This window comes from Rhizobium sp. WSM1328, assembly GCF_057653715.1.
Genome location: NZ_CM172788.1, coordinates 198,702 through 220,701, shown reverse-complemented (window position 1 = coordinate 220,701; position 22,000 = coordinate 198,702). Strand labels below are relative to the sequence as shown.

Genomic DNA, 22,000 nt, shown 5'->3' with positions numbered 1-22,000 from the left:
CAGTTTTAACGGACGGCGATTCAGAAGGAGGATGGAAATGAGAAAGCTTATCGTCTGGAACCTGATGACGCTCGATGGTTATTTCGAAGGCACGAAGCCGTGGGATATCGACTTCCACAATCTCGCCTGGGGGCCTGAATTGCAGCGCTATGCCGAACAGTTCGGTAGGGAAAGCGATCTGCTGGTCTTCGGCCGCAAGACCTATGAGGGCATGGCCTCCTACTGGCCGACCGCCGAGGGCGAAGGTGAGATCAAAACCTATATGAACGGCATCGCAAAGATCGCCGTGTCGCGGACGATGAGCGAGCCCGGCTGGAACAATGCCCGCGTCGTCAGCGATCCGATCCCCGAATTGACCAGGCTGAAGCAGGAGGATGGCAAGACGATCTTGATCTTCGGCAGCGCCGAGCTTGCCGATAGCCTGCTGAAAGCGGGGCTTATCGACGAAGTCAGGGTTTGCCTGGTGCCGGTGATCCTCGGCGGCGGCAATCCGCTTTTCAAACAGGCAGAGGGCCAGCTGCCGCTGAAGCTCATCGAATCCTCGACAACGGAGGGCGGCGCGGTGATCCTGCGCTACGAGCCCGTCAAGGCGTAGGGATTTTGATGCGATGCCGGCCCGGTGGTCAGGCCAGGGTATCCATCCCTGGCCACACAAGGAGGCAGCCGCGGAAGTTCGCATTCGACTAAAAACCGGTTTTTAACATTTACGAGTTAGTAATCTCTCGGAAACGAGAGGTTTTGTCATGCGTACTCGTATCGTTCTGACGGCCGTGGGTCTCGCGCTGCTTGCCGGCTGCGCGACGGCGCCGAAGCAGACGAGGAACATCTGTGCCGTCTTCGACGAGCGCGACGGGCTTTTCTCCAGCTGGCAGAGTGCCGCCGAGCGGACGGAGAAGAAATACGGCGTGCCCGTGCCGATCCTGATGGCGACGATGTATACCGAATCCGGCTTCCAGCCCTATGCGCGGCCACCACGCACCAAGCTGTTCGGCTTCATTCCCTGGACCCGGCCTTCGACCGCCTACGGTTATTCTCAGGCGCTCGACGGGACTTGGGATCACTATCAGTCGCAGACCGGCAACTGGACCGCGCGGCGGGCGAACTTCGCCGACGCGATCGATTTCATCGGCTGGTATCACTACCAGAACAGCGTGGAGACCGGCATTCCGCTGAACGATGCCTATAATCTCTATCTCGCCTATTATTCCGGGCCGACGGGATACAAACGCGGCGACTGGCGCTCGAACGGGCAGTTGCAGCAGACGGCGCAGAAGTTTGCGCGGATGGCAGGGACGTATCAGCGGCAGCTGCAGGAGTGCGATTGAGTTTAGGTGGTGCCGTCCAAATATGGAGGGCACTACCCCCTCAAGTTCCCATATCTGACCGAATAAATCCGATCCCGCCCCAGCAGATGCGCCACCAGCAAAGCCTTGTCGAACAGGCCCTTCATCGCCTGATGGCCGAGATCCAGACCGCCGCTCATGAGGCCGAAGGCCGGCATCAGCAGGCGGGCGCCGTCGGTGGCAAAGCACGGGCGGCGGACGGATTTCTCGCGGCGGCGGACCGTCGCCGACGGGTGCAGGTGGCCGGCGATCTCGCCGCTTTGCAAGCCGTTCTTCGGCTCGTGCCGAAAGGTCAGGCCGGCATAATGCATCTCGTCGGCAGATGTGCCCGGCAGATCGACGATGCCATCCGGATCATGGTTGCCATTGATCCAGATCCATTCGCGGCCGCGGGCCATATTGACGATCAGCGTGCGGAAATTCTCCGGCAGATGCTTGGAACCGATGCGGTCGTGGAAATTGTCGCCGAGCGAGATGACGAGCTTCGGATCATAACGCGAGATGACGGCGGCAAGGACGGTCAGCGTCGCCAGCGTATCGTAAGGCGGCAGCATCATGCCGCGGCGCGCGAAGGCTGCGCCCTTTTCCAGATGCAGGTCGGAGACGACGAGCAGGCCGGCATCCGGCAGATAGAGGGCGCCGAGCGGATCGCAGACGGCGGCAATGCCGTTCACCGATGTCTCGATGCCTGGTATCGCGGCCAGTCCTGAAATGTCGCGCGCGAGCGCCAGGCGGTTCATCACTCTCTTATTCCCAAATACGTCAGTCAGGGCCAATTCTCATCAAGCGAGCGCCTCGGCGATCAGATCGTCCGCCGCTTCGGCGAGCAGTGCATCATGGGCCTCGCCCGGCACCGCCTCGCGTCCGATTTCCAGCATCACCGGCACGGCGAGCGGGGAAATATGGTCGAGGGCGCGGTGGGTGATGTGGCCCCTGATTCGTCTCAGCATATCGCCAAGACGGCCAATATCCAAAAGTCCCGTCGCTGCATCCTGCCGCGTCGCCTGCAGGAGGATGTGATCCGGTTCGTGGCTGCGCAACACGTCGTAGATCAGATCGGCCGAGACGGTGATCTGGCGGCCGCTCTTTTCCTTGCCCGGATGGCGGCGCTCGATCAAGCCTGCAATCACGGCGCAATTGCGGAAGGTGCGCTTCAACAGGAAGGATTCGTCCAGCCAGGCTTCGAGATCGTCGCCGAGCATGTCCTCGTCGAAGAGGTCGGAGAGGTTGAGCCGGCCATTGCGGATCATCAGGCCCATATCCTCGAGGCCCCAGACGGCAAGGGAATAATCGGTGGCGACGAAACCGAGGGGCTTGGCGCCTATCCGCTCCAGCCGGCGGGTGAGCAGCATGCCGAGCGTCTGGTGGGCGAGACGGCCTTCGAAGGGATAGGCGACCATATAGCCGCGGCTGCCGCGCGGGAAGGTTTCGATCAGGAACTCGTCGCGCTTCGGCAGCATCGACTTGTCGTTCTGCAGCGACAGCCAGTCGCGCACCTGATCCGGCAAGCGGCGCCAGCGGTCGGGATCGGCGATCATCGCCCGCACCTGCTCGGCGAGATAGGTCGACAGCGGAAATTTGCCGCCATTATAGGAGGGGATCTTCGGATCGAGCGAAAAGGCCTGCGACGCCAAGCACTCATTTTCGCGAATACCCTCGAAGCGCAGCACCTTGCCGGAGAAGACGAAGGTATCGCCCGGCGACATCTGCTCGAGGAAATATTCCTCGACCTTCCCCAGTGTCGCGCCGCCGCGGCCGATCCTGCCGCCCTCGCCGCGCTTGACCATGCGGATATTCAGCATCGGGCTTTCGACGATGGTGCCGAGGTTGAGGCGATATTGCTGGGCGACTGCAGGGTTGGAGACGCGCCAGCGGCCCTCCGCAGTCTTGCGGATACGGGCGTAGCGCTCATAGGTGCGGAGCGCATAACCGCCGGTCGCGACGAAATCGATGATGCGCTCGAAGGTCTCCCAGCTCAGATCGGCATAGGGCGAGGCGCTGATGATTTCATCGTAGAGTTCCAGCATGTCGAAAGGTTCGGCGCAGGCCATGCCGAGCACATGCTGGGCGAGCACGTCGAGCGCGCCGCGCCCGACCGGCGGGGTGTCCTGTGCGCCGATATAATTGGCGTCGAGGGCTGCCTGACACTCCATGACCTCGAAACGGTTGGCCGGCACGAGGATCGCCTTCGAGGGCTCGTCCATGCGGTGATTGGCGCGGCCAATGCGCTGGGCAAGGCGCGAGGCGCCCTTCGGCGCGCCGACATGGATGACGAGATCGACATCGCCCCAGTCGATGCCGAGATCGAGGGTAGAGGTGGCGACGACGGCGCGCAGCCGGTTTTCGGCCATCGCCGCCTCGACCTTGCGGCGCTGGGCGACATCGAGCGAGCCGTGGTGGAGGGCGATCGGCAGGTTGTCGTCATTGATCGTCCAGAGCGCCTGGAATAGCATTTCCGCCTGGCTGCGGGTGTTGACGAAGAGCAGCGTCGTGCGATGTTCGACGAGCTTGTTGTAGACATCTGGAATGGCATATCGGGCGGAATGGCCGGCCCAGGGGATGCGCTCTTCGGTCGACAGGATCGAGATATCGGGTTTGGCGCCGCCTTCGACGACGACGAGGCCGGCATGATGTTCGCCACCCTCTTCCTGGCCGACCAGCCATTTCTGCAGGTCCATCGGCTCGGCGACGGTGGCCGACAGACCAATGGTCTTGAGCCCGGGGGCAAGGCGGCGGAGACGCGCAAGGCCGAGCGAAAGCATATGGCCGCGCTTGGAGGTGACCAGCGAATGCAGTTCGTCGAGGACGATATATTTCAGGTCCTTGAAGAAGCGCTCGGCCTCCCGGTTTGCCAGAAGCAGGGCGACTTGTTCCGGCGTCGTCAGCAGAATATCCGGCGGGTTGAGCTTCTGGCGCTGGCGCTTGGCGTTCGGCGTGTCGCCGGTGCGGTTTTCGACGGTGACCGGCAGGCCCATCTCCTCGACCGGCTTCATCAGGTTGCGTTCGATATCGATGGCAAGCGCCTTCAGCGGCGAGACATAGAGCGTGTGGATGCCGGTGAAGGCGGAGCCGGGCGGGATTTTGCCGCGGCGGGTGAGATCGGTGAGCGAGGGCAGGAAACCGGCGAGCGTTTTGCCGGCGCCGGTCGGCGCAATCAGCAGCGTGCTTTCGCCGGCCTCGGCGCGGGCAAGCAGTTCCAACTGATGGGCACGCGGGCGCCAGCCCTTTTCCGCAAACCAGCGGGTAAAGGCGGCAGGAAGCAGTGTGCGGGCTTCGGAATCGATCTGGTCCACGCCTGGAAGGTAGTGAAATGCCAGGGAAAAAGAAGAGCCGCGCGCCTTCACATGGCGATATAGCGGTCCTTGCGGTGGTTGATGGCAATCGTCAGGTTGAGAACGATCGCGCCAAGCACGGAGCAGGCGATGATGAAGGGGCTTGCGACGAAGAAGGAGAGCGCCAGGATGGTGCCGTCGAAGCCGAGCTGGACGAAGCCGGCGCGCCAGCCGAGGCGATCCTGGATATAGAGGGCAAGAATGCCGATGCCGCCGAGGCTGGCGCGGTGGCGGAAGAGCGCCAGCATGCCGGCGCCGATGACGAGGCCGCCGAAGAGCGCGCCGGCGATGGGATCGACATGCGCCATGCTGACAAAGCCCGAGATGAATTCCGACAGGACCGAGGTCAGCGCGATGGCCGCGAAGGTCTTGATGGTGAAGGCGAGGCCCAAGCGGCGGAAGGCGAGATAATAGAAGGGCAAGTTCACGACAAAGAAGCAGAGGCCGAAGCTGAAGCCCGTCGCATAATGGGCGAGGAAGGCAAGGCCCGCCGTGCCGCCGGCAAGCAGCCCGGCGCTGGAGAGAAGCGTTACGCCGAGCACGGCGAGCATGCTGCCGGCAACGATGCCCTGGGCGTCGTCGAAGAGCGAATGACGGTCGGCGCTGGAATTCAGAAGGCCTGCAAAAGCGTTGGATGCCATGGTGTTCCCCTGTCTGCGTTTCCGTCTTCTATCCGCGGTCAGGATAAAGGCAAGTGGCAGCAGAGAGGACACCTCTTGACAGCTGACATAATCATGGATATTTTTTATCTACGAATTGAGGAGGCCAGATGCATGAAGATAGGCGATGGGGTCGAGCAGGCCATTCACAGCGTTGCGATGCTTTCCGGCCTCTCCGAAGGCGGCGTGCTTTCGGCGGCCGCGCTGGCGGAATTCCACGGCGTTTCGACGAGTTATCTGCTGAAGCATCTGCAGGCGCTGTCGGGCGCCGGCATCCTCGATACCGTACCGGGGCCGAAGGGCGGATATCGGCTAGCAAAGGCGCCGAAGGAGATTTCGCTGCTCGACATCGTGCTCGCGGTCGAGGGGTCTGCACCGGCGTTCCGCTGCGCCGAAATCCGCCAGCGCGGACCGAACCCGGTCTCCGATCGCTTGTTCGCCCAGCCCTGCACCATCAACGCGGCGATGCTGAAAGCCGAACGGGTCTATCGCGCCGAACTCGCCAAGACGAGCCTGGCGGATATCGGCATCGAACTTGCCGCCGTCGACGACGGATCGATCGCAGCTAGGGGCTGCGCCTTCCTTGAAATCCATGAACGCAAGACGGCTCGTTGAGCCATAACAAAGGAGAAAGAGCATGCAACCACGTTTCAATTTCGCCAAAGCCGCTCCCGATGCCTACAAGGCAGTCGCCGCGCTCGAGCAATATGTCCAGTCCTCCGGGCTGGAGCGCCGCTTCATCCACCTGATCAAGCTGCGCGCCTCGCAGATCAACGGCTGTGCCTATTGCGTCGACATGCATGTGAAAGAAGCCCGCCATGATGGACTCTCCGAACAATGGATCAACCTGATGTGCGTCTGGCGGGAATCGCCTGTCTATGACGCCCGCGAACGGGCGCTGCTCGGCTGGGTGGATTCCGTGACCAATATCGCCAAAACAGGGGCGCCTGATGCCGACTACGAGACGCTGAAGGCGCATTTTTCCGAGGAAGAGATGACAAAGATCACGGTGGCGATCGGCGCGATCAACATCTGGAACCGGCTTGCCGTCGGCTTCCGCTCGCAGCATCCGCTCGATGCGGCAGCGAAGGCCGCCTGAGATATCTGCTGAGAGGAAAACATCCGTGCAACCGACCCGAAATTTCGGGTCGGTCGAATATCGGGTCACTCGCGATCCCTGGTGGCCCGTACGGCAACGGCGTCAAACCGATTGCCCGAGAGGTCGACGCTGTTGAATAGGTCGCGGACGACTTTCGCAATTTCTTCTGCGGAAGCGCCCTTGGCGTATTCTTCCTGCATACGGCGTCTGACAAGTTTTTCCAAATCTGACATAACTCACCTCATCAAATCCGGCGCGAGATGAGTTTCGCGCCAAGACCGATGACAGGCAAGTTACGTTTTATTTAGAATGGCTTACCGATTGGTAATGTTAGAGCATGTCGCGCAAAAGTGTGCGGCGGTTTTGCTACAACGACAGGCGTAAAACTAAAGCGCGATGTAGCGATCAGCGCGGTGATTGATGGCGACGAAGAGGTTGAGGACGACGGCGCCGAGAACCGAATAAAAGACGACAGGCGGCGTGGTGACGAAGAAGGCGGCGGCGAGCACGCACATATCGATGGCGAGCTGGACGAGGCCGGCGCGGATGCCGAACCGCTCCTGCAGGTAGATACCGAGAATGCCGACACCGCCGAGGCTGGCGCGGTGGCGATAGAGCGCCAGCAGGCCGAAGCCGAGCAGCAGGCCGCCGAGAAGGGCCGCCCAGGCTGGATGGATGCTCGAAATGGACAGGAAGCGCGACTGCACGTCGGCAATCACCGAGGTCAGGCCGATGGCGATGAAGGTCTTGATGGTGAAGGCCGTGCCGAGGCGCTTCCAGGAGAGATAGAAGAACGGCAGGTTGAGCAGGAAGAAGGCAAGCCCGAAATTGACGCCGAAGGCATAATGCAGGAGGAAAGCGACGCCGGCCGTGCTGCCAGTGAGAAGGCCGGCGCTGGCGAGCACGTAGAGGCCGAGAGCGGCAACGAGGCTGCCGGAGAATATGCCCTGCACGTCTTCGATCGGCGTGTGGCGCGTCGCAGTCGTATTCCAGAAGCCAAGGGCATTGATGAGCTGTGTCATGTCGCCAGTCTCCACGGCAGACGAGTTCAAGAACGCGCTTGGGAAAACCCGGGCGCGACGGAATTTTGGATCATGAAAGGAGCACGAGCGCCTCGGCGTAATATTGCCGGGCTCTCTGCCGATGCGGTGCAGTATCGGGTTTTTCGGTCTTCCGATCAAGCGAAATAGGTAAGCAATGCTGACCTATTAAAAAATCGCAAGAAATGTTCGCTCACGCCGGCTTCTGCGTAAGGAACAGAATGCCGGAAACCGGTTTTCCGCCATCTTTGCGAATGACCGACTTGACGGTCTTGAGGATTTGGAAGCCGTGACGGGCAAGCAACATCCTGACATAGCTTTCCGAATGGGCGTAGCGCAGAGAGGGAGCGAGGTGAAAGCCGTCGCCCTCACCTGCATCCTCGACGGAAAAGGCGATGTCGGCGCCTGATGCAGCGAGTTCTCCGACGATGGCAAAGACGCTCTCGAGATTGCCGAGATACATCAGCACATCGGCTGCCGTCACCAGGTCGGCGCGATGGCGCGCGGCATCGGCAAAGACGACGGAGAGATCGGGCGCGAGCGAGAGATCGGCCTGGGCGAGACTGTCATAGACATGTTTCTCGGCGGCCTTCGCCAGCATGTTCTGCGAGAGATCGAAGCCTTCGAGGCGGTCGACATTGGCCCGGATCTCCGGGCCGAGCAGGCCGGTGCCGCAGCCGAGATCGACGGCGCGTTCGTAGCGCCTGCCGGTGGAGGCGATAAGCGCGGCCAGTTTCTGCGGGACGCTGTAGTCGAGCTTTTCGACAAGTGCTGATTCGAAACGGTCGGCATAGTCGTCGAAGAGGCGCTCGACATAGCGGCTCGGCGGCCGGTCAGGCACGGCGCCATCACCGAGAAGGGCGAGCTTGAGGGCGGCGCCGAAAATGTCATCGGGACCGAGAGCAAGCGTCCTGCGATAGGCCTCGATCGCGGCTTCACCCCTGCCCGCCTTTTCCAGGTAGGTGGCGAGGCGATACCAGCCGGCGGCCCAGGCAGGCACGAGCTCGAGGGCCTGCTCCATCAGCTCGGCGGCCGCTTCCGGCTCGCCGCCTTCTTCGAGCATCCGGGCATAATCGGCGCGGCGGTCGGCGATGACATCGCCTGAGGAAAGCTGGTGGGGCTGCATCAATGGGCCTGTAGCTCTTTGTTTTATGCATGTCGTTTTCCCGGAACCGCTGCACACTTCCGGGCGACATCCATTGGCCCGCATTTGGCGGCGGTCACAAAAAAACTCAAGTCCTATTTCAGAGGCGAAGCGGCCAATTCCGGAAAGGGCTTGCGGGCGCCGCGCCGCGACCTTATTCCAAGGGCAAACAGGAGATGGCTTATGTCCGATCAGGCGAACAGGTTCCTCGGTGATTCGATCGGCCGCACATTGATAAAGCTTATCGTGGTGTCGCTGATCGTCGGTTTCGTCATGACCGTCTTCGGCCTGACGCCGTGGGGCATCATCTACGGCATACGCGATTTCATCCAGGAGATCTGGTACCGCGGCTTCTCGGCGCTTGGGCGCGTCGGCGACTATCTCCTCCTCGGTGCGACGATCGTCATCCCGCTCTTCATCATCCTTCGTCTTTTCAGCTACCGCCGGTAACATGACATCCATCGATCTTTCCAGGCGCGGCCTGCTGCGCCTTTCCGGACTTGCGCTCGCCGCCGGCATCGCCGGCTGCACCACGACCCCGCGGATGGCCGGCACGCCGTCGGACGGCGAGGACGAGACGGCGAGCGTGCTGCCGCTCGTCAACCAGCTCAGGGCCAAAAACGGCCTGCCGCCACTTACCGTCGATCCGGCGGCGAGTACTGCCGCCTTGTTCCAGGCAAAACGCATGGCGAGTGCGGGCAAAATGGCCCATCTCATGGGTATGACCGACAGTTTCGGCGCGCGCGTCAAGGCAAGCGGCGTGCGGCTGCCGGCGGCTGAGAACATCGCCTCCGGCCAGCAGAGCGTCGATGCTGTGGTGACGGCCTGGATCAACTCGCCGCATCACCTGGAAAACATGCTCGGACGTTATGGCGGCCTTGGCGTCGCCGTCGCCCATAATACATCTTCCAGGAACCTGCCCTATTGGGCCATGGTGCTTTCCAGCTGAGGTGATTCCGCCGGCAGCAGTTCAAGTGATGCAGCGTCGGTTGCGCGTCTGAAACGACGCGTAGTGCCGTCGCGACGAGGCCGGCATGGATACACGCAGCAATCACAACGCGCTTGCATTCGACGTGACGCACCTGATGGTGCTGTCGATCGCCCTTCCGATGACGCTCGGCTTCATGACGACGCCGCTGCTCGGGCTGACGAACACCGCCGTCGTCGGCCGCATGGGCAATGCGGAAGCGCTGGCCGGGCTGGCGATCGGCGCGATGCTCTTCGATCTGATCCTCGGCAGCTTCAACTTCCTGCGCGCTTCGACAACCGGGCTGACGGCGCAGGCCTATGGCCGTCACGACCAGCACGAGCAGCAGGCGGTCTTTTTTCGGGCGATGATTTCGGCGCTCGGCTGCGGACTGGCGCTGCTCTGTCTTTCGCCACTGCTGATGACGGCGGGGTTAAGGCTGATGGGGGCGGAAGGGGCGATCGCCGAGGCAACCAGCACCTATTTTTCGATCCGCATGCTGGCCGCACCCGCGGCACTGGCGAATTATGCCATCCTCGGCTTCGTGCTCGGGCGCGGACAGGGCAAGATCGGACTTCTGCTGCAGGCGATCATCAACGGCATCAACATCCTGCTTTCCATCTATCTCGGCCTGACGCTCGATTGGGGCGTGGCGGGGGTCGCCTGGGGCACCATGGCCGGCGAAAGCGTCGGCGCGCTCGCCGGGCTTTTCATCGTGCTCAACGGCTTCGGCAAGGCAGCCCGGCCGGCATGGGCGGAGATCTTTTCCCGGCACCGGCTGGCCGAGCTTTTCGCGCTTAACCGCGACATCCTGATCCGCACTTTCGTGCTGATCGGAGCCTTCACCATCATGACGCGGATCGGCACCAGCTTCGGCGCGGTGACGCTTGCCGCCAATGCCGTGGTGATGAATTTCTTCCTACTATCAGGCTATTATCTCGACGGGCTTGCCAATGCCGCCGAACAGATCATCGGCCGGGCGATCGGCGCGCATTACCGGCCGGCCTTCGACCGCGGGCTGAAGCTGACGACCTTGTGGTCCTTCGGACTGGCGGCGCTCGGCTCCGCCGTCTTCTTCCTCGCCGGCCCCTGGCTGATCTCGGTGCTGACGACCTCACCCGATGTGCGGCAGGCGGCCGAAACCTATCTGCCCTGGGCGGCGGTCACAGGACTGACCGGCGCGCTCGCCTTCGTGATGGACGGGGTCTTCATCGGCGCCACGTGGTCGGCCGACATGCGCAACCGGATGCTGATCTCTTTTGCCGGTTATCTCATGATGCTCGCGATCTTCGTGCCGCTGTTCGGCAATCATGGCCTGTGGCTGGCGATGAACGCCTTCCTGCTCTTCCGCGGTTTCTTCCTGGCGATGCTGGTGCGGTCGCGGGCCGATCAGACCTTCCGCGCCGCCCAATAATCCAGCCTGACATCACGCAGGTCGCGGATCGAGGCGGCCTTTTCGCGGTCCAGGAGTTTCGACAGGCCGCGGACGATATCGCCGGCCAGACCGGGGCCTTCATAGACCATGCAGGAATAGAGCTGGACGAGATCGGCGCCCGCCCTGATCTTCTCCAGCGCGGTCTCGGCCGAGGAGACGCCACCGACGCCGATGATCGGCAGATCAGGGCCGACGCGCTTGCGCATCCTGGCGAGCACCGCCGTCGACTTTTCGAAAAGCGGCACGCCGGAAAGTCCACCCGCCTCCTTCGCCTGGCGCTGATCCTTGAGGCCGTCGCGCGACAGCGTGGTGTTGGAGACGATCAGCCCGTCGAGCCCATGCGAAAGCGCCTCGGCTGCGATATCGTCCATGCCTTCCTCGGTCAGATCAGGCGCGATCTTCAGAAAGACCGGGATCGTCCGGCCGGATGCCGCTGCCATTTCGTCACGCGCCGCAAGCACGGCTGATAACAGCACCGCAAGGCTTTCGCGCCCCTGCAGGTCGCGCAGGCCGGGGGTGTTCGGCGAGGAGATGTTGGCGGTGAAATAGCGCGCGACGGAATAAAAGCGGCGGATGCCGGCGACATAATCGGCGATGCGGTCCTCGCTATCCTTGTTGGCGCCGATATTGACGCCGATCATGCCCCCGCCCCTCAGCGCGGCGAGGTGCCCGAAGGCGGCATCATGGCCTTCATTGTTGAAGCCGAGGCGGTTGATGACGGCTTCATCCTCGACCAGGCGGAAGATGCGCGGGCGCGGATTGCCGGATTGCGGCTTCGGCGTCACCGTACCGATCTCGGTAAAGCCGAAACCGAGCTTCAGCAGCGCCTCCGGCACCTCGGCATTCTTGTCGTAGCCGGCGGCCATGCCGAGCGGATTTTCGAAGGTAAGGCCGGCAACGGTCTGGCGCAGGCGCGGATCGGGGGTGATCTGGCAGGCGGGCACGAGACCGGATTTCAAGGCGGCGATCGACATGCCGTGCGCCGTTTCCGGATCGAACAGGAAGAGACCCTTGCGGGCGAGACGCTTGAAGGGATCGATCATGGCTGCAGCTCCGGAAAGACATGGGCGCCGGCTTCGTCGAGCGGCAGCGGCGCCTCCCAGAGCACGGCGGCAAGCGGCAGATCGGCGTAGAGGTGCGGGAAGAGATCGCCGCCGCGCGAGGGCTCGAAGACCAGCTTGTCACTGAAGCCGCCACCATCGACGGCAATCAGCAGCAGGCCGGACTGGCCGGCAAAATGCAGGGCGGCGGTCTGCTTTACCTGGTCTGCCGTCGAGAAATGGATGAAGCCGTCCTGGAGATCGATGCCGGCGCCATGAAAAGTGCCGGTTTGTCTGGCTTGCTGCCAGAGCGTTTCCGTCACGATCTTGTAAAGGGTCGGTGTCAGGGTCATCATGGCCTCACGATAGGCTGTTCCTTGGTCACCAGGGCTTTGCCGGAAAGAGGCGGCGATGTCCACGCCCCGGCGCCGAAAAACGGGACCGGCAGAACAGGATTCAGATTTTACGCCGACTCGGAGGATAAGACGATGAAGGCATTCGTTATCACGCTTGGCGTTTTTTTCATGCCGTTGGCGGCCGCGGCGGCCGAAGCCGATGCCGGCCGCTTCCAGCTGGAGAAGAGCGGCGATCATTTCATCCGGCTCGACCGGCAGAGCGGGGCAATGTCGATCTGCCAGGACAAGGACGGCGCCCTCGTCTGCCGGATGGCGGCCGACGAGCGGGCGGCCTATGAGGATGAACTCGACCGGCTGGCAAAGCGGGTGACGGCGCTAGAACAGGGCAATGTCGCCCAGCGCGCGCTGCCGAGCGATGCCGAGGTCGACCGTTCGATCAGCATCATGGAGCGGATGATGAAGAGTTTCATGGGGATGGTGAAGGAGTTCCAGGCCGAGGAAAACACCAATCCCCTTCCGCAGAAGACCTGATCTGATATAGTCGATATGAGCAAGCCGGCATGCAACGCGGAGGGATGGCGTCGCATGCAAGGCATGATCGGGCTCTTGGGAGGGAGTTTTCGATGCACGAACAGACCATCATCATTGCGGACGATCATCCGCTTTTCCGTGACGCACTGCGCCAGGCGGTGATCGGCATGGAAGGCCGGCAATCGATCGTCGAGGCCGGCGATTTCGCTGCCGCGCGCCGGGCCGCCGGCGCCCATGCGGATGCCGATCTGATGCTGCTCGATCTCGCCATGCCCGGCGTCAGCGGCTTTTCCGGCCTGATGGCATTGCGCTCCGAATTTGCCAGCCTGCCGATCGTCATCGTCTCGGCAACCGACGACGCGACGACCATCCGCCGGGCGCTGGAGCTCGGCGCTTCAGGCTTCATTTCGAAATCCTCCGGTATCGACGACATTCGCCGCGGCATCCAGACGGTGCTTGCCGGCGACATCGCCACGCCGGAAAGCTATCGCGACGGGCAGGAGCAGGATCCCGATGTCGCCGACCTGATCCACCGCCTGCATACGCTGACGCCGCAGCAGAGCCGGGTGCTGACCATGCTTGGCGAAGGGCTGCTGAACAAGCAGATCGCCTACGAACTCGGCGTCTCCGAAGCGACGATCAAGGCGCATGTCTCGGCGATCCTGTTGAAACTGGACGTCGACAGCCGGACGCAGGCCGTCATCCAGCTCGGCAAGATCAATATGGCGATGGTCGCCTGAACGATACATTTCCCTTTGGAAACAGGATTTTATTCCTCTTTCATCTTTACTCAGACGGCACGGTCGATTAATATTCGACATGGTTGAAGCGCGGCGTTGAATGCCGCGACGGAATCGCGCGCATGCTGTCACACAACCAGATCTGGGAAGCGCTCGACAGGCTTGCCGAACGGCACGAGCTGACGCCATCCGGACTTGCGCGCCGCGCCGGCCTCGACCCGACCTCCTTCAACAAATCGAAACGGCTTTCCGCCGATGGGCGGCTGCGCTGGCCTTCGACGGAATCGATCGCCAAGGTGCTCGACGCCACAGGGGCGAGCATGGAACAGTTTATGGCTTTCATGCGGCCGGACGCCGGTCTTTCCAAGCAGCCGGCCGGGCAGCAGGAAAACGCGTTTCCGCCGCAAGGCGGCTCCATTCCGCTGCTCGGCTTCGCCCAGGCGGGCGCCGGCGGTTTCTTCGACGATGGCGGCTTTCCGGCCGGCCAGGGCTGGGACGTGGTGGAATTTCCGGCCGCCCCGTCGCAAAAGGCCGGCGTCTATGCGCTGGAGGTGCAGGGCGAGAGCATGATGCCGCTTTATCGCGACGGCGACGTGCTGATCGTCGAGCCGGGGGCGCAGGTGCGCCGCAACGACCGCGTCGTCGTGCGCACAAATGAGGGCGAGGTGATGGCCAAGGTGCTGCTGCGCCAGAGCCCGCGGTCGATCGAGCTGCTGTCTCTCAATCCCGAACATCCCAACCGCACCCTCGAGCTTTCCGACGTCGACTGGATCGCCCGCATCATCTGGGCCAGCCAATAGGAAGATATTCCATGCGCCCTGCCGCCTTCATCACAGGTATCACGGGGATGGTCGTGGTGACCGGCCTGCTGCTGGCAGGCGAAGCAAGGCTTGGCGGCGGCACGGCTGGCGAAGAGACGGCGTCCGCGGAGGAGACGGCAACCGCAGCGGTGGATGCTGCCTCCGACGCCGACGAAGGTGCGGCGATCTCGGACGACCGTGCCGAAATGATCGCTCGCTCAACGGAACCGGCGGCTTCGCCCTCTCCGGCGCCAGGCGACGGGGTGACATCCAAACCGGCCGATCTACCGCAACAAGCCGACACGGCGGCCGGGCAAACAGCGAGTCCGAGCGCGAAAAAGGCGGTGGAGCTGGCGCGGCCGATGGTCGACAATGCCGGCATGCTTTCCTTTGGCGAGCGTCGGCTTCAGCTTGCCGGGATCGTGCCGACGCCGGTCGACAGGATATGCGGGCCGGCGGGCCGGCAATGGCCCTGCGGCATGATGGCGAAGACGGCGCTGCGCCTGTTGTTGCGCAACCGCAGCGTCAGCTGCGATCTCGAGACGGTGGAATGGAAGGACACAGTAACGACTGCCTGCCGGCTCGGCACAGAGGATCTCGGCGCATGGCTCGCCGAAAACGGCTGGGCGGAAGCAGCAGTGGGTTCGCCGCTTACGGCGGCCGCCGAAAAGGCCAGGCAAGCAGGAAAAGGCCTTTACGGCGACGACCCGCGCCGCCATTAAACCGGCAGTCATGACAGCGATCGGACAGTCCCGGATCGGGCCGATCCCTTGTAATGGCTGCCGCCAATTCCTAATCTCGGCTGATCGAAAAAGGAATCAGAGATGAACAAGCCGCTTTCCGCCCATGATGCGCTGATCTACGTGATGGTGATGGCATCCGCCGTCGACAGCACGATGAACGACAGGGAAATGGAAAGGATCGGCCAGTTGATCGGATTCCTGCCAGTTTTCCGGGATTTCGATGACGACAAACTGATTGCGGTGGCGCGCGACTGCGCCTCGCTGCTTGCAGGTCCGGAAGGTCTCGACGTCGTTCTCGAAACCGTGCGCGACACCCTCCCCGCAAAGCTCTACGACACGGCCTATGCGCTGGCCGTCGAGGTGGCATCCGCCGATCTCTCGGTCAAGGCGGAGGAGTTGCGGCTGCTCAGCCTGCTGCGGGACCGGCTCGGCCTCGACAAGCTCACCTGTGCGGCGATCGAGCGCAGCGCGATTGCCCGGTTCCGCAAGGGCTAAAAGCTAAAACGCGTCCCGTGCTTTTAGCGGCTTCAATAAAGCCCGTAGGGAAAGTAGCGCAGATAGATTTCCTGGAGGCGGCCGTTGCGCGACAGCGTGGCGAGTGCGTGGTCGATGGCTGACGTCAGCACGCTGTCCTTCTGCCGCAGCATGATCGTCATGCCCTCGCCGAGGAAATGCTCGGAAAGATAGGGGCCGTCGAACAGCGCGCAGCATTTGGCTGACGCCGGCGAAGAAACCCAGAAGGAAAGCTGCAGCGCATCGGCGAAGGCGGCATCGACCTTGCGGTCTCTGAGCGCCGCCAGCAGGGCGTCCTTTGTGTCGAACGGCTCGGCCTTGAGCGTGGGGAAAAAGGCGGCCAGCATCGCCTCGTGCACCGTCCCCCTGACGACACCGACCGGGTGGCTGGAAAGGGCGGAAGCCGTCTTTCCGTCGAGCGGCACGGCGAGATTGCGCACGAAGCGCGCCGGCAGCATCAGATAGGGTCTGGAGAAGACGAATTGCCGGCGGAGTTCCGGCGTCACAGCAAAACCGGCGATGACGGCATCGCCCTGCGAGGCGGCGAGCGCATCCCTGAGGTCGGCGAAGGGGATCGCCTGGATCTGGCACTTGTCCGATATTTCCAGCTCGCTGCAGATTTCGCGGGCGAGATCGACATTGAAACCGGAGAGCTTGCCGTTCTGATCGGTGAAATTGAAGGGCGGAAAATCGACCGACGTCAGGAAGCGCAATCGCACCAGCGAGGAGAGATCGGGCCTGGCAAGACGTTCGCGCGCATCGAAGAGCAACGGCAGCGAGGGGGACACCTGCTGGGCCGATGCGGCCAAACTTGAGAAAAGCACACCGAAAAACAGGCCGAACGCGAGAAAACCCTTCAGAGTCAGGGATGCCAGCTTGGATTGCATCATCGTGATTGTGATCTCTGGGTTAAGCGCGAAGCATTGTGGCGTTGGCGAGATGTATCAGAGTCATGCTTGGTGGGGAATATGTGTGGGAGTGAGGGAGCGGATGACGGTCACGAACTCATCGGCCTCGTAACAGCGCGCCACCCTCTGACGTCCCTCATCCTGAGGCGCGGAGGCCAAAGGCCGGAGCCTCGAAGGACACGCCGCAACGCTGCTCCTTGCATTATCCGACGCGGAATGCCCGCCTCGACCTTCGAGGCCCCTGCGGGGCACCTCAGGATGAGGCTCTCTTGAATGCCGGCGCTCCGAGGCTTGATCTCGGTGCCCGTCATACGCGCTAGGTGACTGCAACCTCTCAGCCCCAAAAAATCACAGCCATCCCCCGCCTCGTGTTAGCGCGGAATTAAAGAATATCGCCTCTTATTTGTTGCGACGACATCGGACCCCGCCAGCCGATCGCATGATGCAAGCGTCAGCCCAAACGTAATCCCTAAACCGCGATATTGAAGCCGCGTTTTCTGCAACAATTGATTTCAAAAGCACCGGGCGCGACACGCCCCGTCAATCGGGTGACATTTCCATGCTGAAACATCTGAAAATCCGCACAAAAATCATATCGGTCGTGGCGCTCATGGGGCTGATCACGATGGCCGGGCTGATCTATGTCATCTCCGAATTCCGCCGTGCGGATGCGGCCTACAGCGCCTTCATCGATCATGAAGCGCAGGCCTCGATGCTGAGCGCGCGCGCCAGCGCATCGGCGGTGGCCTCGGTGCTGCAGGTCACCCTGATTGCCGACATGAAGCCCGATACGCCGGCATTCCAGACGGCGCTCGCCACACCGAGCAAGCTGCCGCAGGCGCGTGACCGCATGAAGCAGGCGCTGGCGCTGGTGCCCAGCCGCAAGCCGGCGATCGATGAGATTCAGGCCGGCATCGATGAGATCGAAACCCTGGCAAACAAGATCATCGAACAGAGCAAGGCCAAGGACAGCGCCGGCGCGCTTTCGAATGTTGCCCTGATCAATGCCAAGCTCGATGCGCTGACGCCGAAGATGATCGCCAACAATGATGCGATGATGGCAATGCTCAACGATGGCGGCGACGCGCTCTCGGCTTCCGTCAACGGGCGGATCGTCTTCTGTTTCGTGCTGATCGGCATCGCCGTTCTCGCCGCCGTCGGCTTCAGCGTGGTCGTCGCCCAGAAGGGCATCGCCGGCCCGATGACGCAGCTGCGCCTGCGCATGACCCGGCTTGCCGAGGGCGATACGACAAGCGATGTCAGCGGCCTCGACCGCGGCGACGAAGTCGGCCAGATGGCAAAGGCGGTTTCGGTCTTCCGCGACAATGCGATCGAGCGCGCCCGGATCGAGGCGCGCGCCGAAACAGACCGCGACGTCAGCGACAGCGAGCGCCGCGACCGCGAGGCGCAGAAGGCCCGCGAAGCATCGGAACTCGACCGCGCCGTCACCGCACTCGGCGACGGCCTGCGCCGCCTTGCCGCCGGCGATCTCGCCTCGCATATCGCGGAGCCCTTCGTCGCGCATCTCGATGCGCTGCGTGAGGATTTCAACAACTCGGTCGAGAAGCTCAACGAAACCCTGCATACGGTCGGCGCCAATGCCCGGGCGATCGGCGCTGGCGCCAACGAGATTCGTTCCTCCGCGGACCAGCTTTCCCAGCGGACGGAACAGCAGTCAGCCTCCGTCGAAGAGACGGCAGCAGCGCTGGAGGAGATCACCACGACGGTGCGCGACGCCGCCAAGCGGGCCGAGGAAGCAAGCCAACTCGTCGCCCGCGCCCGCCTCGGCGCCGAGAAATCCGGCGAGGTCGTCCGCAAGGCCGTCTCCGCCATGCAGCAGATCGAGAAGTCCTCGGGCGAAATCTCCAACATCATCGGCGTCATCGACGACATCGCCTTCCAGACCAACCTTTTGGCTCTGAACGCCGGCGTCGAAGCCGCCCGCGCCGGCGATGCCGGCAAGGGTTTTGCGGTCGTCGCCCAGGAAGTGCGCGAGCTCGCCCAGCGCTCGGCCAAGGCGGCCAAGGAGATCAAGGCGCTGATCAGCACCTCCGGCTCGCATGTGCAGACCGGCGTCTCGCTGGTCGGCGAAACCGGCAAGGCGCTCGACGCGATCGTCCAAGAGGTGCAGGAGATCAACCAGCACGTCCACGCGATCGCCGAAGCCTCCCGCGAACAATCGATCGGGCTGCAAGAGATCAACACCGCCGTCAACACCATGGACCAGGGCACGCAGCAGAATGCGGCGATGGTCGAAGAATCGACAGCCGCCAGCCATAACTTGGCTACGGAAGCGTCAGCGCTCAACAATCTGCTCGGCCAATTCAGGCTGACCGGCACCGGCGGCTTCACCACGAGTACTCCAATCGCCGCAGCAGCACCTCGCGCTGCCGCCCGCCCGGCAGCCAGGGCAGCCCCGGTCCGCGTCGCTCGCGAAGGCACCGCCCGCCCGGCCGCCTCACCGGCCCGCGCGCTCGGTCAGAAGATCGCCAACGCCTTCGGCGCCGGCAGCACATCGCCGAGCCAGGATCCCGACTGGACGGAATTCTGAGCCGACCTCGGCACGAGGCACTGCTGTCCGGTTCGCGCCGCGGTTGCCCCTCACCCTAACCCTCATATGCGCTAGGTTTAGCCCTGGACATAAGGAATCTGGTTGTGATTCAAGCTTTGGATGAAGATTCGTCCTGAGGTTTTGGATCATTGGCCGGAAGTGCGCGAGCGGCTTCCGGCGGGTTTTGACTTGGAAGCAACGGCGCGGTTGCGCGGTGCTTTTACGCGGGTGCGGGAAATCAAGAATGCCGAGACGCTGTTGCGGCTGGCACTTGCCTATGGCGGCCTTGGCATGTCGCTACGCGAGACCTGTGCATGGGCCGAAGCGGGCGGGATCGCCCGTTTGTCAGACCCATCGCTGCTCGAGCGGCTGTGCAAAGCGGCGCCTTGGCTTGGCGACATCGTGGCCGCGCTGATTGCCGAACAGGCCAAAGTGCCGACGGGGCGCTTTGCGGGATATCGCTTGCGTGTGCTCGATGGAACGTCGATCTGCCATCCGGGCGCTGACCGCACGACATGGCGGTTGCATGTCGGCTACGATCTGGCAACGGCTCAGGTCGATCAGCTTGAGTTGACCGACATCCATGGTGCCGAGAACCTTCAGCGCCTTACCTACGCACCCGGCGATATCGTGCTGGCCGATCGCTACTATGCAAGACCGCGCGACCTGCGGCCGGTGATCGACGCCGGTGCAGACTTCATCGTGCGGACCGGCTGGAACTCGTTGCGCCTGTTGCAGACGAATGGCGAGCCCTTTGATCTGTTTGCCGCACTCGCCGCTCAGCAAGAGCAGGAAGGCGAGGTGCAGGTTCGTGTCCACGAAGGCATGACGGGGACGCCGCCACCACCGCCGCTGGCCCTGCGCCTCATTGTCCGACGCAAGGATCCGCAACAGGCCCAAGCCGAGCAGGAGCGTCTGCTCAAAGCCGCCCGCAAGCACGGCAAAAAACCCGATCCGCGCAGTCTCGAGGCGGCGAAGTACATTCTGCTGCTGACCTCGCTGCCGACCGCCACCTTCCCGCCGGCCGATATCCTCACCCTCTATCGCTTCCGCTGGCAAATCGAGCTGGCGTTCAAACGGTTCAAGAGCCTGGCCGGCCTCGACAGCTTGCCGGCCAAGAAGCCGGAACTGGCCCGGGCATGGCTCTACGCCAGACTGATCGTCGCCATCATTGCCGAACAGATTGCCGGGCAAGTCCCGGACTCTCCCCCCTCTGGATGTGGCAACCCCACTGGCTAGCCCCCCATTGGCAAGCCCATCGCGCTGGCGTCTCATGAAGATCGCCCTGGCCACCATTTGCGCCGCCATCCGCGGACCACTTCTGTGGCAGGCCGTCTGTAATCTCGTCACGCGAAGTCGTCGCCACCTCTGTGAGCCGCCGCGACGACGCCGAAAACAATGCGACGATCTACACGCTCGCTTAACCTAGCGCATATGACCCTAACCCTCTCCCCGTAAACGGGGCGAGGGGACGTGCCCCGCGAGAGGCTGGCGAGGAACGGAGAGGTCGCGGCATATCCCCTTCGCCCCGTTTACGGGGAGAAGGTGGCGGCAGCCGGATGAGGGGCGGACGGCGGCGGCCGCCCTTTCCTTTTGGGTATCGTCTAACCCGGCCGCCAGCCGATCTCGACGAGAATGTTTCCGGGAGCCGTGCAATAAAACAGCCAGCCGCCGCGCATGGCGGCCGGCCGACCGGACAGCGCAGCACCGGCAGCAGCAAGCCCGGCATGGACCGCATCGACATCCGCCCTCTCGGGCAGAATGAAGCCGATGTGATAGGTCTGGCGTCCCATCTCCACCTGATCGGCGGTGCCGAATTTTGCGATTGCGTGGCTGAGGACGATTTCGAGGCCGGTATCGTCTTCGAGGATCGCCAGGCCGTTCTGGCCGCGCATATCCTTAAGCCTCAGACCGAAATGGCGGATGAAGAAATCCGCCGTGGCAGCGATATCGGGAACGTGGAAATCGAGATGGTTCAAGCGCATGACAGTCTCCGTTCGAAAAAATCCCGGGACTGCCTATTTGCCGTCTCCGCACGCCGCCGGGATCCCGCATCTTCATGCGGATCACGTCGCGGGTTCTCGTGCCATGGCACGGAGCAGAGCTTCCGTGAGAGCGCGCTTGACGCTCGAACGGAAGGGACCGGGCTTACCTCAACCGATCCTGCCTTTTTCGACGATGCCGATCTAGCAGACGACACCGGTTTCGGCAATGGAGGGGTCATCGCGCCTGGAGGATCGGGATTTTCACCCTAACATCCATAGGTGGATGTCGTCCCGCCGGCGCTCGATCACGGCGTCCCCGGCGACGCTTCCCGAAGGATTGAAGCGCGGCATGAGCATTCGTGTCGTGAGCCCTATCCGACGAGGTGTAGAGTGATATTATTCAACGCATTGGGAGGGATGGACATGAAACCTGCAATCATCGGCCTCGTCGGCACGCTCGTTCTGGCGGGATGCAACACCGTCAGCTACAGCGGACCGGGCCTCGAACCCATCCCCGGCAGCATCACCTATAGTGGCCAGCCGCGCAGCAAGCTCACCAAATCACCCCCCGGCTCCGCCTTCCCGCATGACTTCATCGACCAGTACGGCCGGGAGGTGGAAGAAACCTACATCATCCAGCCCGACCGGAGCCTGATCATCGCGCATCGGCAATACAAGCCGATCCGCTTTTTCGGGGATTAGGCTTGGTCGGTATGGTTTGCGGGAGATGGAGCGGGTGAAGGGAAATATTCCCTCAATTGCGAACGGAGGCCATGGGTCTGGATCAAGTCTGCGGTGTCTTCGGCAAGCGCGT

Annotated in this window: 25 protein-coding genes; 15 read left to right on the top strand and 10 right to left on the bottom strand. The window is 62.7% G+C overall.

Annotated features, from left to right (window positions below):
- Positions 1–37 precede the first annotated feature (37 nt).
- Positions 38–595, top strand: coding sequence for a dihydrofolate reductase family protein (locus AC2444_RS01125; protein WP_012755961.1), 558 nt, complete (start codon positions 38–40; stop codon positions 593–595).
- 148 nt (positions 596–743) lie between these two features.
- On the top strand, positions 744–1,325 hold the full coding sequence (locus tag AC2444_RS01120; RefSeq protein WP_003545252.1) for a transglycosylase SLT domain-containing protein: 582 nt from the start codon (positions 744–746) through the stop codon (positions 1,323–1,325).
- Between the two features lie 32 nt (positions 1,326–1,357).
- Here the strand turns inward: AC2444_RS01120 and pdeM are convergent, their stop codons facing one another.
- Genes pdeM through AC2444_RS01105 form a run of 3 tightly spaced genes read right to left on the bottom strand, consistent with a single transcriptional unit; the run spans position 1,358 to position 5,316 of the window.
- The gene (gene pdeM, locus AC2444_RS01115) at positions 1,358–2,083 is read right to left on the bottom strand and encodes a ligase-associated DNA damage response endonuclease PdeM (protein ID WP_012755960.1); all 726 of its coding nucleotides are present in this window, start codon (positions 2,081–2,083) and stop codon (positions 1,358–1,360) included.
- A 42-nt stretch (positions 2,084–2,125) separates the two neighbouring features.
- Positions 2,126–4,636, bottom strand: a complete 2,511-nt coding sequence (locus tag AC2444_RS01110; RefSeq protein WP_041935623.1) for a ligase-associated DNA damage response DEXH box helicase — start codon at positions 4,634–4,636, stop codon at positions 2,126–2,128.
- Positions 4,637–4,683: 47 nt separating this feature from the next.
- Complete coding sequence (locus AC2444_RS01105; RefSeq protein WP_012755958.1) at positions 4,684–5,316, bottom strand: YitT family protein; 633 nt, start codon at positions 5,314–5,316, stop codon at positions 4,684–4,686.
- Positions 5,317–5,448: 132 nt separating this feature from the next.
- On the opposite strand from AC2444_RS01105, the gene AC2444_RS01100 reads away from it, so the two are divergent.
- Both AC2444_RS01100 and AC2444_RS01095 read left to right on the top strand, forming a co-directional pair.
- Entirely contained in the window at positions 5,449–5,949 is a 501-nt protein-coding gene (locus AC2444_RS01100) for an RrF2 family transcriptional regulator (RefSeq protein WP_012755957.1), read from the top strand.
- A 22-nt stretch (positions 5,950–5,971) separates the two neighbouring features.
- Positions 5,972–6,433: a carboxymuconolactone decarboxylase family protein gene (locus AC2444_RS01095; protein ID WP_012755956.1), complete on the top strand. Its 462-nt coding sequence runs from the start codon at positions 5,972–5,974 to the stop codon at positions 6,431–6,433.
- 65 nt (positions 6,434–6,498) lie between these two features.
- On the opposite strand, the gene AC2444_RS01090 is transcribed toward AC2444_RS01095, so the two are convergent.
- The 3 genes from AC2444_RS01090 to AC2444_RS01080 form a co-directional block, all read right to left on the bottom strand.
- Positions 6,499–6,666 carry a hypothetical protein gene (locus tag AC2444_RS01090; RefSeq protein WP_012755955.1) on the bottom strand — a complete coding sequence of 56 codons (168 nt, stop codon included), beginning with the start codon at positions 6,664–6,666 and terminating at the stop codon, positions 6,499–6,501.
- A gap of 153 nt (positions 6,667–6,819) precedes the next feature.
- Entirely contained in the window at positions 6,820–7,455 is a 636-nt protein-coding gene (locus AC2444_RS01085) for a YitT family protein (protein ID WP_128449658.1), read from the bottom strand.
- 211 nt (positions 7,456–7,666) lie between these two features.
- Positions 7,667–8,599, bottom strand: a complete 933-nt coding sequence (locus AC2444_RS01080) for a class I SAM-dependent DNA methyltransferase (RefSeq protein ID WP_128449657.1) — start codon at positions 8,597–8,599, stop codon at positions 7,667–7,669.
- Between the two features lie 201 nt (positions 8,600–8,800).
- Here AC2444_RS01080 and AC2444_RS01075 point away from each other — a divergent pair, with 201 nt between their 5' ends.
- The 3 genes from AC2444_RS01075 to AC2444_RS01065 all read left to right on the top strand — a co-directional run bounded on the left by AC2444_RS01075 (position 8,801) and on the right by AC2444_RS01065 (position 10,998).
- On the top strand, positions 8,801–9,067 hold the full coding sequence (locus AC2444_RS01075; protein ID WP_012755952.1) for a DUF6460 domain-containing protein: 267 nt from the start codon (positions 8,801–8,803) through the stop codon (positions 9,065–9,067).
- Between the two features lies 1 nt (position 9,068).
- Positions 9,069–9,566: a CAP domain-containing protein gene (locus AC2444_RS01070; protein ID WP_012755951.1), complete on the top strand. Its 498-nt coding sequence runs from the start codon at positions 9,069–9,071 to the stop codon at positions 9,564–9,566.
- An 85-nt stretch (positions 9,567–9,651) separates the two neighbouring features.
- Positions 9,652–10,998: an MATE family efflux transporter gene (locus AC2444_RS01065; protein ID WP_012755950.1), complete on the top strand. Its 1,347-nt coding sequence runs from the start codon at positions 9,652–9,654 to the stop codon at positions 10,996–10,998.
- Here the strand turns inward: AC2444_RS01065 and AC2444_RS01060 are convergent.
- Positions 10,974–12,062: a quinone-dependent dihydroorotate dehydrogenase gene (locus AC2444_RS01060; RefSeq protein WP_012755949.1), complete on the bottom strand. Its 1,089-nt coding sequence runs from the start codon at positions 12,060–12,062 to the stop codon at positions 10,974–10,976. The genes AC2444_RS01065 and AC2444_RS01060 overlap by 25 nt on opposite strands.
- Positions 12,059–12,412 (bottom strand): DUF952 domain-containing protein, encoded by a 354-nt coding sequence (locus AC2444_RS01055; protein ID WP_012755948.1) that lies wholly within the window; start codon positions 12,410–12,412, stop codon positions 12,059–12,061. The genes AC2444_RS01060 and AC2444_RS01055 overlap by 4 nt, the downstream gene beginning before the upstream one ends.
- 135 nt (positions 12,413–12,547) lie before the next feature.
- Here AC2444_RS01055 and AC2444_RS01050 point away from each other — a divergent pair, with 135 nt between their 5' ends.
- The 5 genes from AC2444_RS01050 to AC2444_RS01030 all read left to right on the top strand — a co-directional run bounded on the left by AC2444_RS01050 (position 12,548) and on the right by AC2444_RS01030 (position 15,724).
- The gene (locus AC2444_RS01050; RefSeq protein ID WP_012755947.1) at positions 12,548–12,946 is read left to right on the top strand and encodes a hypothetical protein; all 399 of its coding nucleotides are present in this window, start codon (positions 12,548–12,550) and stop codon (positions 12,944–12,946) included.
- A gap of 92 nt (positions 12,947–13,038) precedes the next feature.
- Positions 13,039–13,686 (top strand): response regulator, encoded by a 648-nt coding sequence (locus AC2444_RS01045; RefSeq protein ID WP_012755946.1) that lies wholly within the window; start codon positions 13,039–13,041, stop codon positions 13,684–13,686.
- Between the two features lie 122 nt (positions 13,687–13,808).
- Positions 13,809–14,486 (top strand): S24 family peptidase, encoded by a 678-nt coding sequence (locus tag AC2444_RS01040; protein ID WP_012755945.1) that lies wholly within the window; start codon positions 13,809–13,811, stop codon positions 14,484–14,486.
- An 11-nt stretch (positions 14,487–14,497) separates the two neighbouring features.
- Positions 14,498–15,208 carry a thermonuclease family protein gene (locus tag AC2444_RS01035; RefSeq protein ID WP_012755944.1) on the top strand — a complete coding sequence of 237 codons (711 nt, stop codon included), beginning with the start codon at positions 14,498–14,500 and terminating at the stop codon, positions 15,206–15,208.
- A gap of 102 nt (positions 15,209–15,310) precedes the next feature.
- Positions 15,311–15,724 carry a tellurite resistance TerB family protein gene (locus tag AC2444_RS01030; RefSeq protein ID WP_012755943.1) on the top strand — a complete coding sequence of 138 codons (414 nt, stop codon included), beginning with the start codon at positions 15,311–15,313 and terminating at the stop codon, positions 15,722–15,724.
- A gap of 32 nt (positions 15,725–15,756) precedes the next feature.
- On the opposite strand, the gene AC2444_RS01025 is transcribed toward AC2444_RS01030, so the two are convergent.
- The gene (locus AC2444_RS01025; protein ID WP_012755942.1) at positions 15,757–16,632 is read right to left on the bottom strand and encodes a transporter substrate-binding domain-containing protein; all 876 of its coding nucleotides are present in this window, start codon (positions 16,630–16,632) and stop codon (positions 15,757–15,759) included.
- 577 nt (positions 16,633–17,209) lie between these two features.
- Between AC2444_RS01025 and AC2444_RS01020 the strand changes: the two genes are divergently transcribed.
- Both AC2444_RS01020 and AC2444_RS01015 read left to right on the top strand, forming a co-directional pair.
- Positions 17,210–19,201 carry a methyl-accepting chemotaxis protein gene (locus AC2444_RS01020; RefSeq protein ID WP_012755941.1) on the top strand — a complete coding sequence of 664 codons (1,992 nt, stop codon included), beginning with the start codon at positions 17,210–17,212 and terminating at the stop codon, positions 19,199–19,201.
- 120 nt (positions 19,202–19,321) lie between these two features.
- Positions 19,322–20,440: an IS4 family transposase gene (locus AC2444_RS01015; protein WP_487762900.1), complete on the top strand. Its 1,119-nt coding sequence runs from the start codon at positions 19,322–19,324 to the stop codon at positions 20,438–20,440.
- A gap of 365 nt (positions 20,441–20,805) precedes the next feature.
- On the opposite strand, the gene AC2444_RS01010 is transcribed toward AC2444_RS01015, so the two are convergent.
- The gene (locus AC2444_RS01010; protein ID WP_012755939.1) at positions 20,806–21,186 is read right to left on the bottom strand and encodes a VOC family protein; all 381 of its coding nucleotides are present in this window, start codon (positions 21,184–21,186) and stop codon (positions 20,806–20,808) included.
- 423 nt (positions 21,187–21,609) lie between these two features.
- On the opposite strand from AC2444_RS01010, the gene AC2444_RS01005 reads away from it, so the two are divergent.
- Positions 21,610–21,888, top strand: a complete 279-nt coding sequence (locus AC2444_RS01005; RefSeq protein WP_012755938.1) for a hypothetical protein — start codon at positions 21,610–21,612, stop codon at positions 21,886–21,888.
- The last annotated feature ends 112 nt before the right edge of the window (positions 21,889–22,000 follow it).

Excerpts from the sequence above, each read along its gene's own strand:
- AC2444_RS01125 (WP_012755961.1), top strand. The coding sequence starts at position 38 with ATGAGAAAGCTTATCGTCTGGAACCTGATGACGCTCGATGGTTATTTC.
- AC2444_RS01120 (WP_003545252.1), top strand. The coding sequence starts at position 744 with ATGCGTACTCGTATCGTTCTGACGGCCGTGGGTCTCGCGCTGCTTGCC.
- pdeM (WP_012755960.1), bottom strand. The coding sequence starts at position 2,083 with ATGAACCGCCTGGCGCTCGCGCGCGACATTTCAGGACTGGCCGCGATA.
- AC2444_RS01105 (WP_012755958.1), bottom strand. The coding sequence starts at position 5,316 with ATGGCATCCAACGCTTTTGCAGGCCTTCTGAATTCCAGCGCCGACCGT.
- AC2444_RS01100 (WP_012755957.1), top strand. The coding sequence starts at position 5,449 with ATGAAGATAGGCGATGGGGTCGAGCAGGCCATTCACAGCGTTGCGATG.
- AC2444_RS01095 (WP_012755956.1), top strand. The coding sequence starts at position 5,972 with ATGCAACCACGTTTCAATTTCGCCAAAGCCGCTCCCGATGCCTACAAG.
- AC2444_RS01090 (WP_012755955.1), bottom strand. The coding sequence starts at position 6,666 with ATGTCAGATTTGGAAAAACTTGTCAGACGCCGTATGCAGGAAGAATAC.
- AC2444_RS01085 (WP_128449658.1), bottom strand. The coding sequence starts at position 7,455 with ATGACACAGCTCATCAATGCCCTTGGCTTCTGGAATACGACTGCGACG.
- AC2444_RS01080 (WP_128449657.1), bottom strand. The coding sequence starts at position 8,599 with ATGCAGCCCCACCAGCTTTCCTCAGGCGATGTCATCGCCGACCGCCGC.
- AC2444_RS01075 (WP_012755952.1), top strand. The coding sequence starts at position 8,801 with ATGTCCGATCAGGCGAACAGGTTCCTCGGTGATTCGATCGGCCGCACA.
- AC2444_RS01070 (WP_012755951.1), top strand. The coding sequence starts at position 9,069 with ATGACATCCATCGATCTTTCCAGGCGCGGCCTGCTGCGCCTTTCCGGA.
- AC2444_RS01065 (WP_012755950.1), top strand. The coding sequence starts at position 9,652 with ATGGATACACGCAGCAATCACAACGCGCTTGCATTCGACGTGACGCAC.
- AC2444_RS01060 (WP_012755949.1), bottom strand. The coding sequence starts at position 12,062 with ATGATCGATCCCTTCAAGCGTCTCGCCCGCAAGGGTCTCTTCCTGTTC.
- AC2444_RS01055 (WP_012755948.1), bottom strand. The coding sequence starts at position 12,412 with ATGACCCTGACACCGACCCTTTACAAGATCGTGACGGAAACGCTCTGG.
- AC2444_RS01050 (WP_012755947.1), top strand. The coding sequence starts at position 12,548 with ATGAAGGCATTCGTTATCACGCTTGGCGTTTTTTTCATGCCGTTGGCG.
- AC2444_RS01045 (WP_012755946.1), top strand. The coding sequence starts at position 13,039 with ATGCACGAACAGACCATCATCATTGCGGACGATCATCCGCTTTTCCGT.
- AC2444_RS01040 (WP_012755945.1), top strand. The coding sequence starts at position 13,809 with ATGCTGTCACACAACCAGATCTGGGAAGCGCTCGACAGGCTTGCCGAA.
- AC2444_RS01035 (WP_012755944.1), top strand. The coding sequence starts at position 14,498 with ATGCGCCCTGCCGCCTTCATCACAGGTATCACGGGGATGGTCGTGGTG.
- AC2444_RS01030 (WP_012755943.1), top strand. The coding sequence starts at position 15,311 with ATGAACAAGCCGCTTTCCGCCCATGATGCGCTGATCTACGTGATGGTG.
- AC2444_RS01025 (WP_012755942.1), bottom strand. The coding sequence starts at position 16,632 with ATGATGCAATCCAAGCTGGCATCCCTGACTCTGAAGGGTTTTCTCGCG.
- AC2444_RS01020 (WP_012755941.1), top strand. The coding sequence starts at position 17,210 with ATGCTGAAACATCTGAAAATCCGCACAAAAATCATATCGGTCGTGGCG.
- AC2444_RS01015 (WP_487762900.1), top strand. The coding sequence starts at position 19,322 with ATGAAGATTCGTCCTGAGGTTTTGGATCATTGGCCGGAAGTGCGCGAG.
- AC2444_RS01010 (WP_012755939.1), bottom strand. The coding sequence starts at position 21,186 with ATGCGCTTGAACCATCTCGATTTCCACGTTCCCGATATCGCTGCCACG.
- AC2444_RS01005 (WP_012755938.1), top strand. The coding sequence starts at position 21,610 with ATGAAACCTGCAATCATCGGCCTCGTCGGCACGCTCGTTCTGGCGGGA.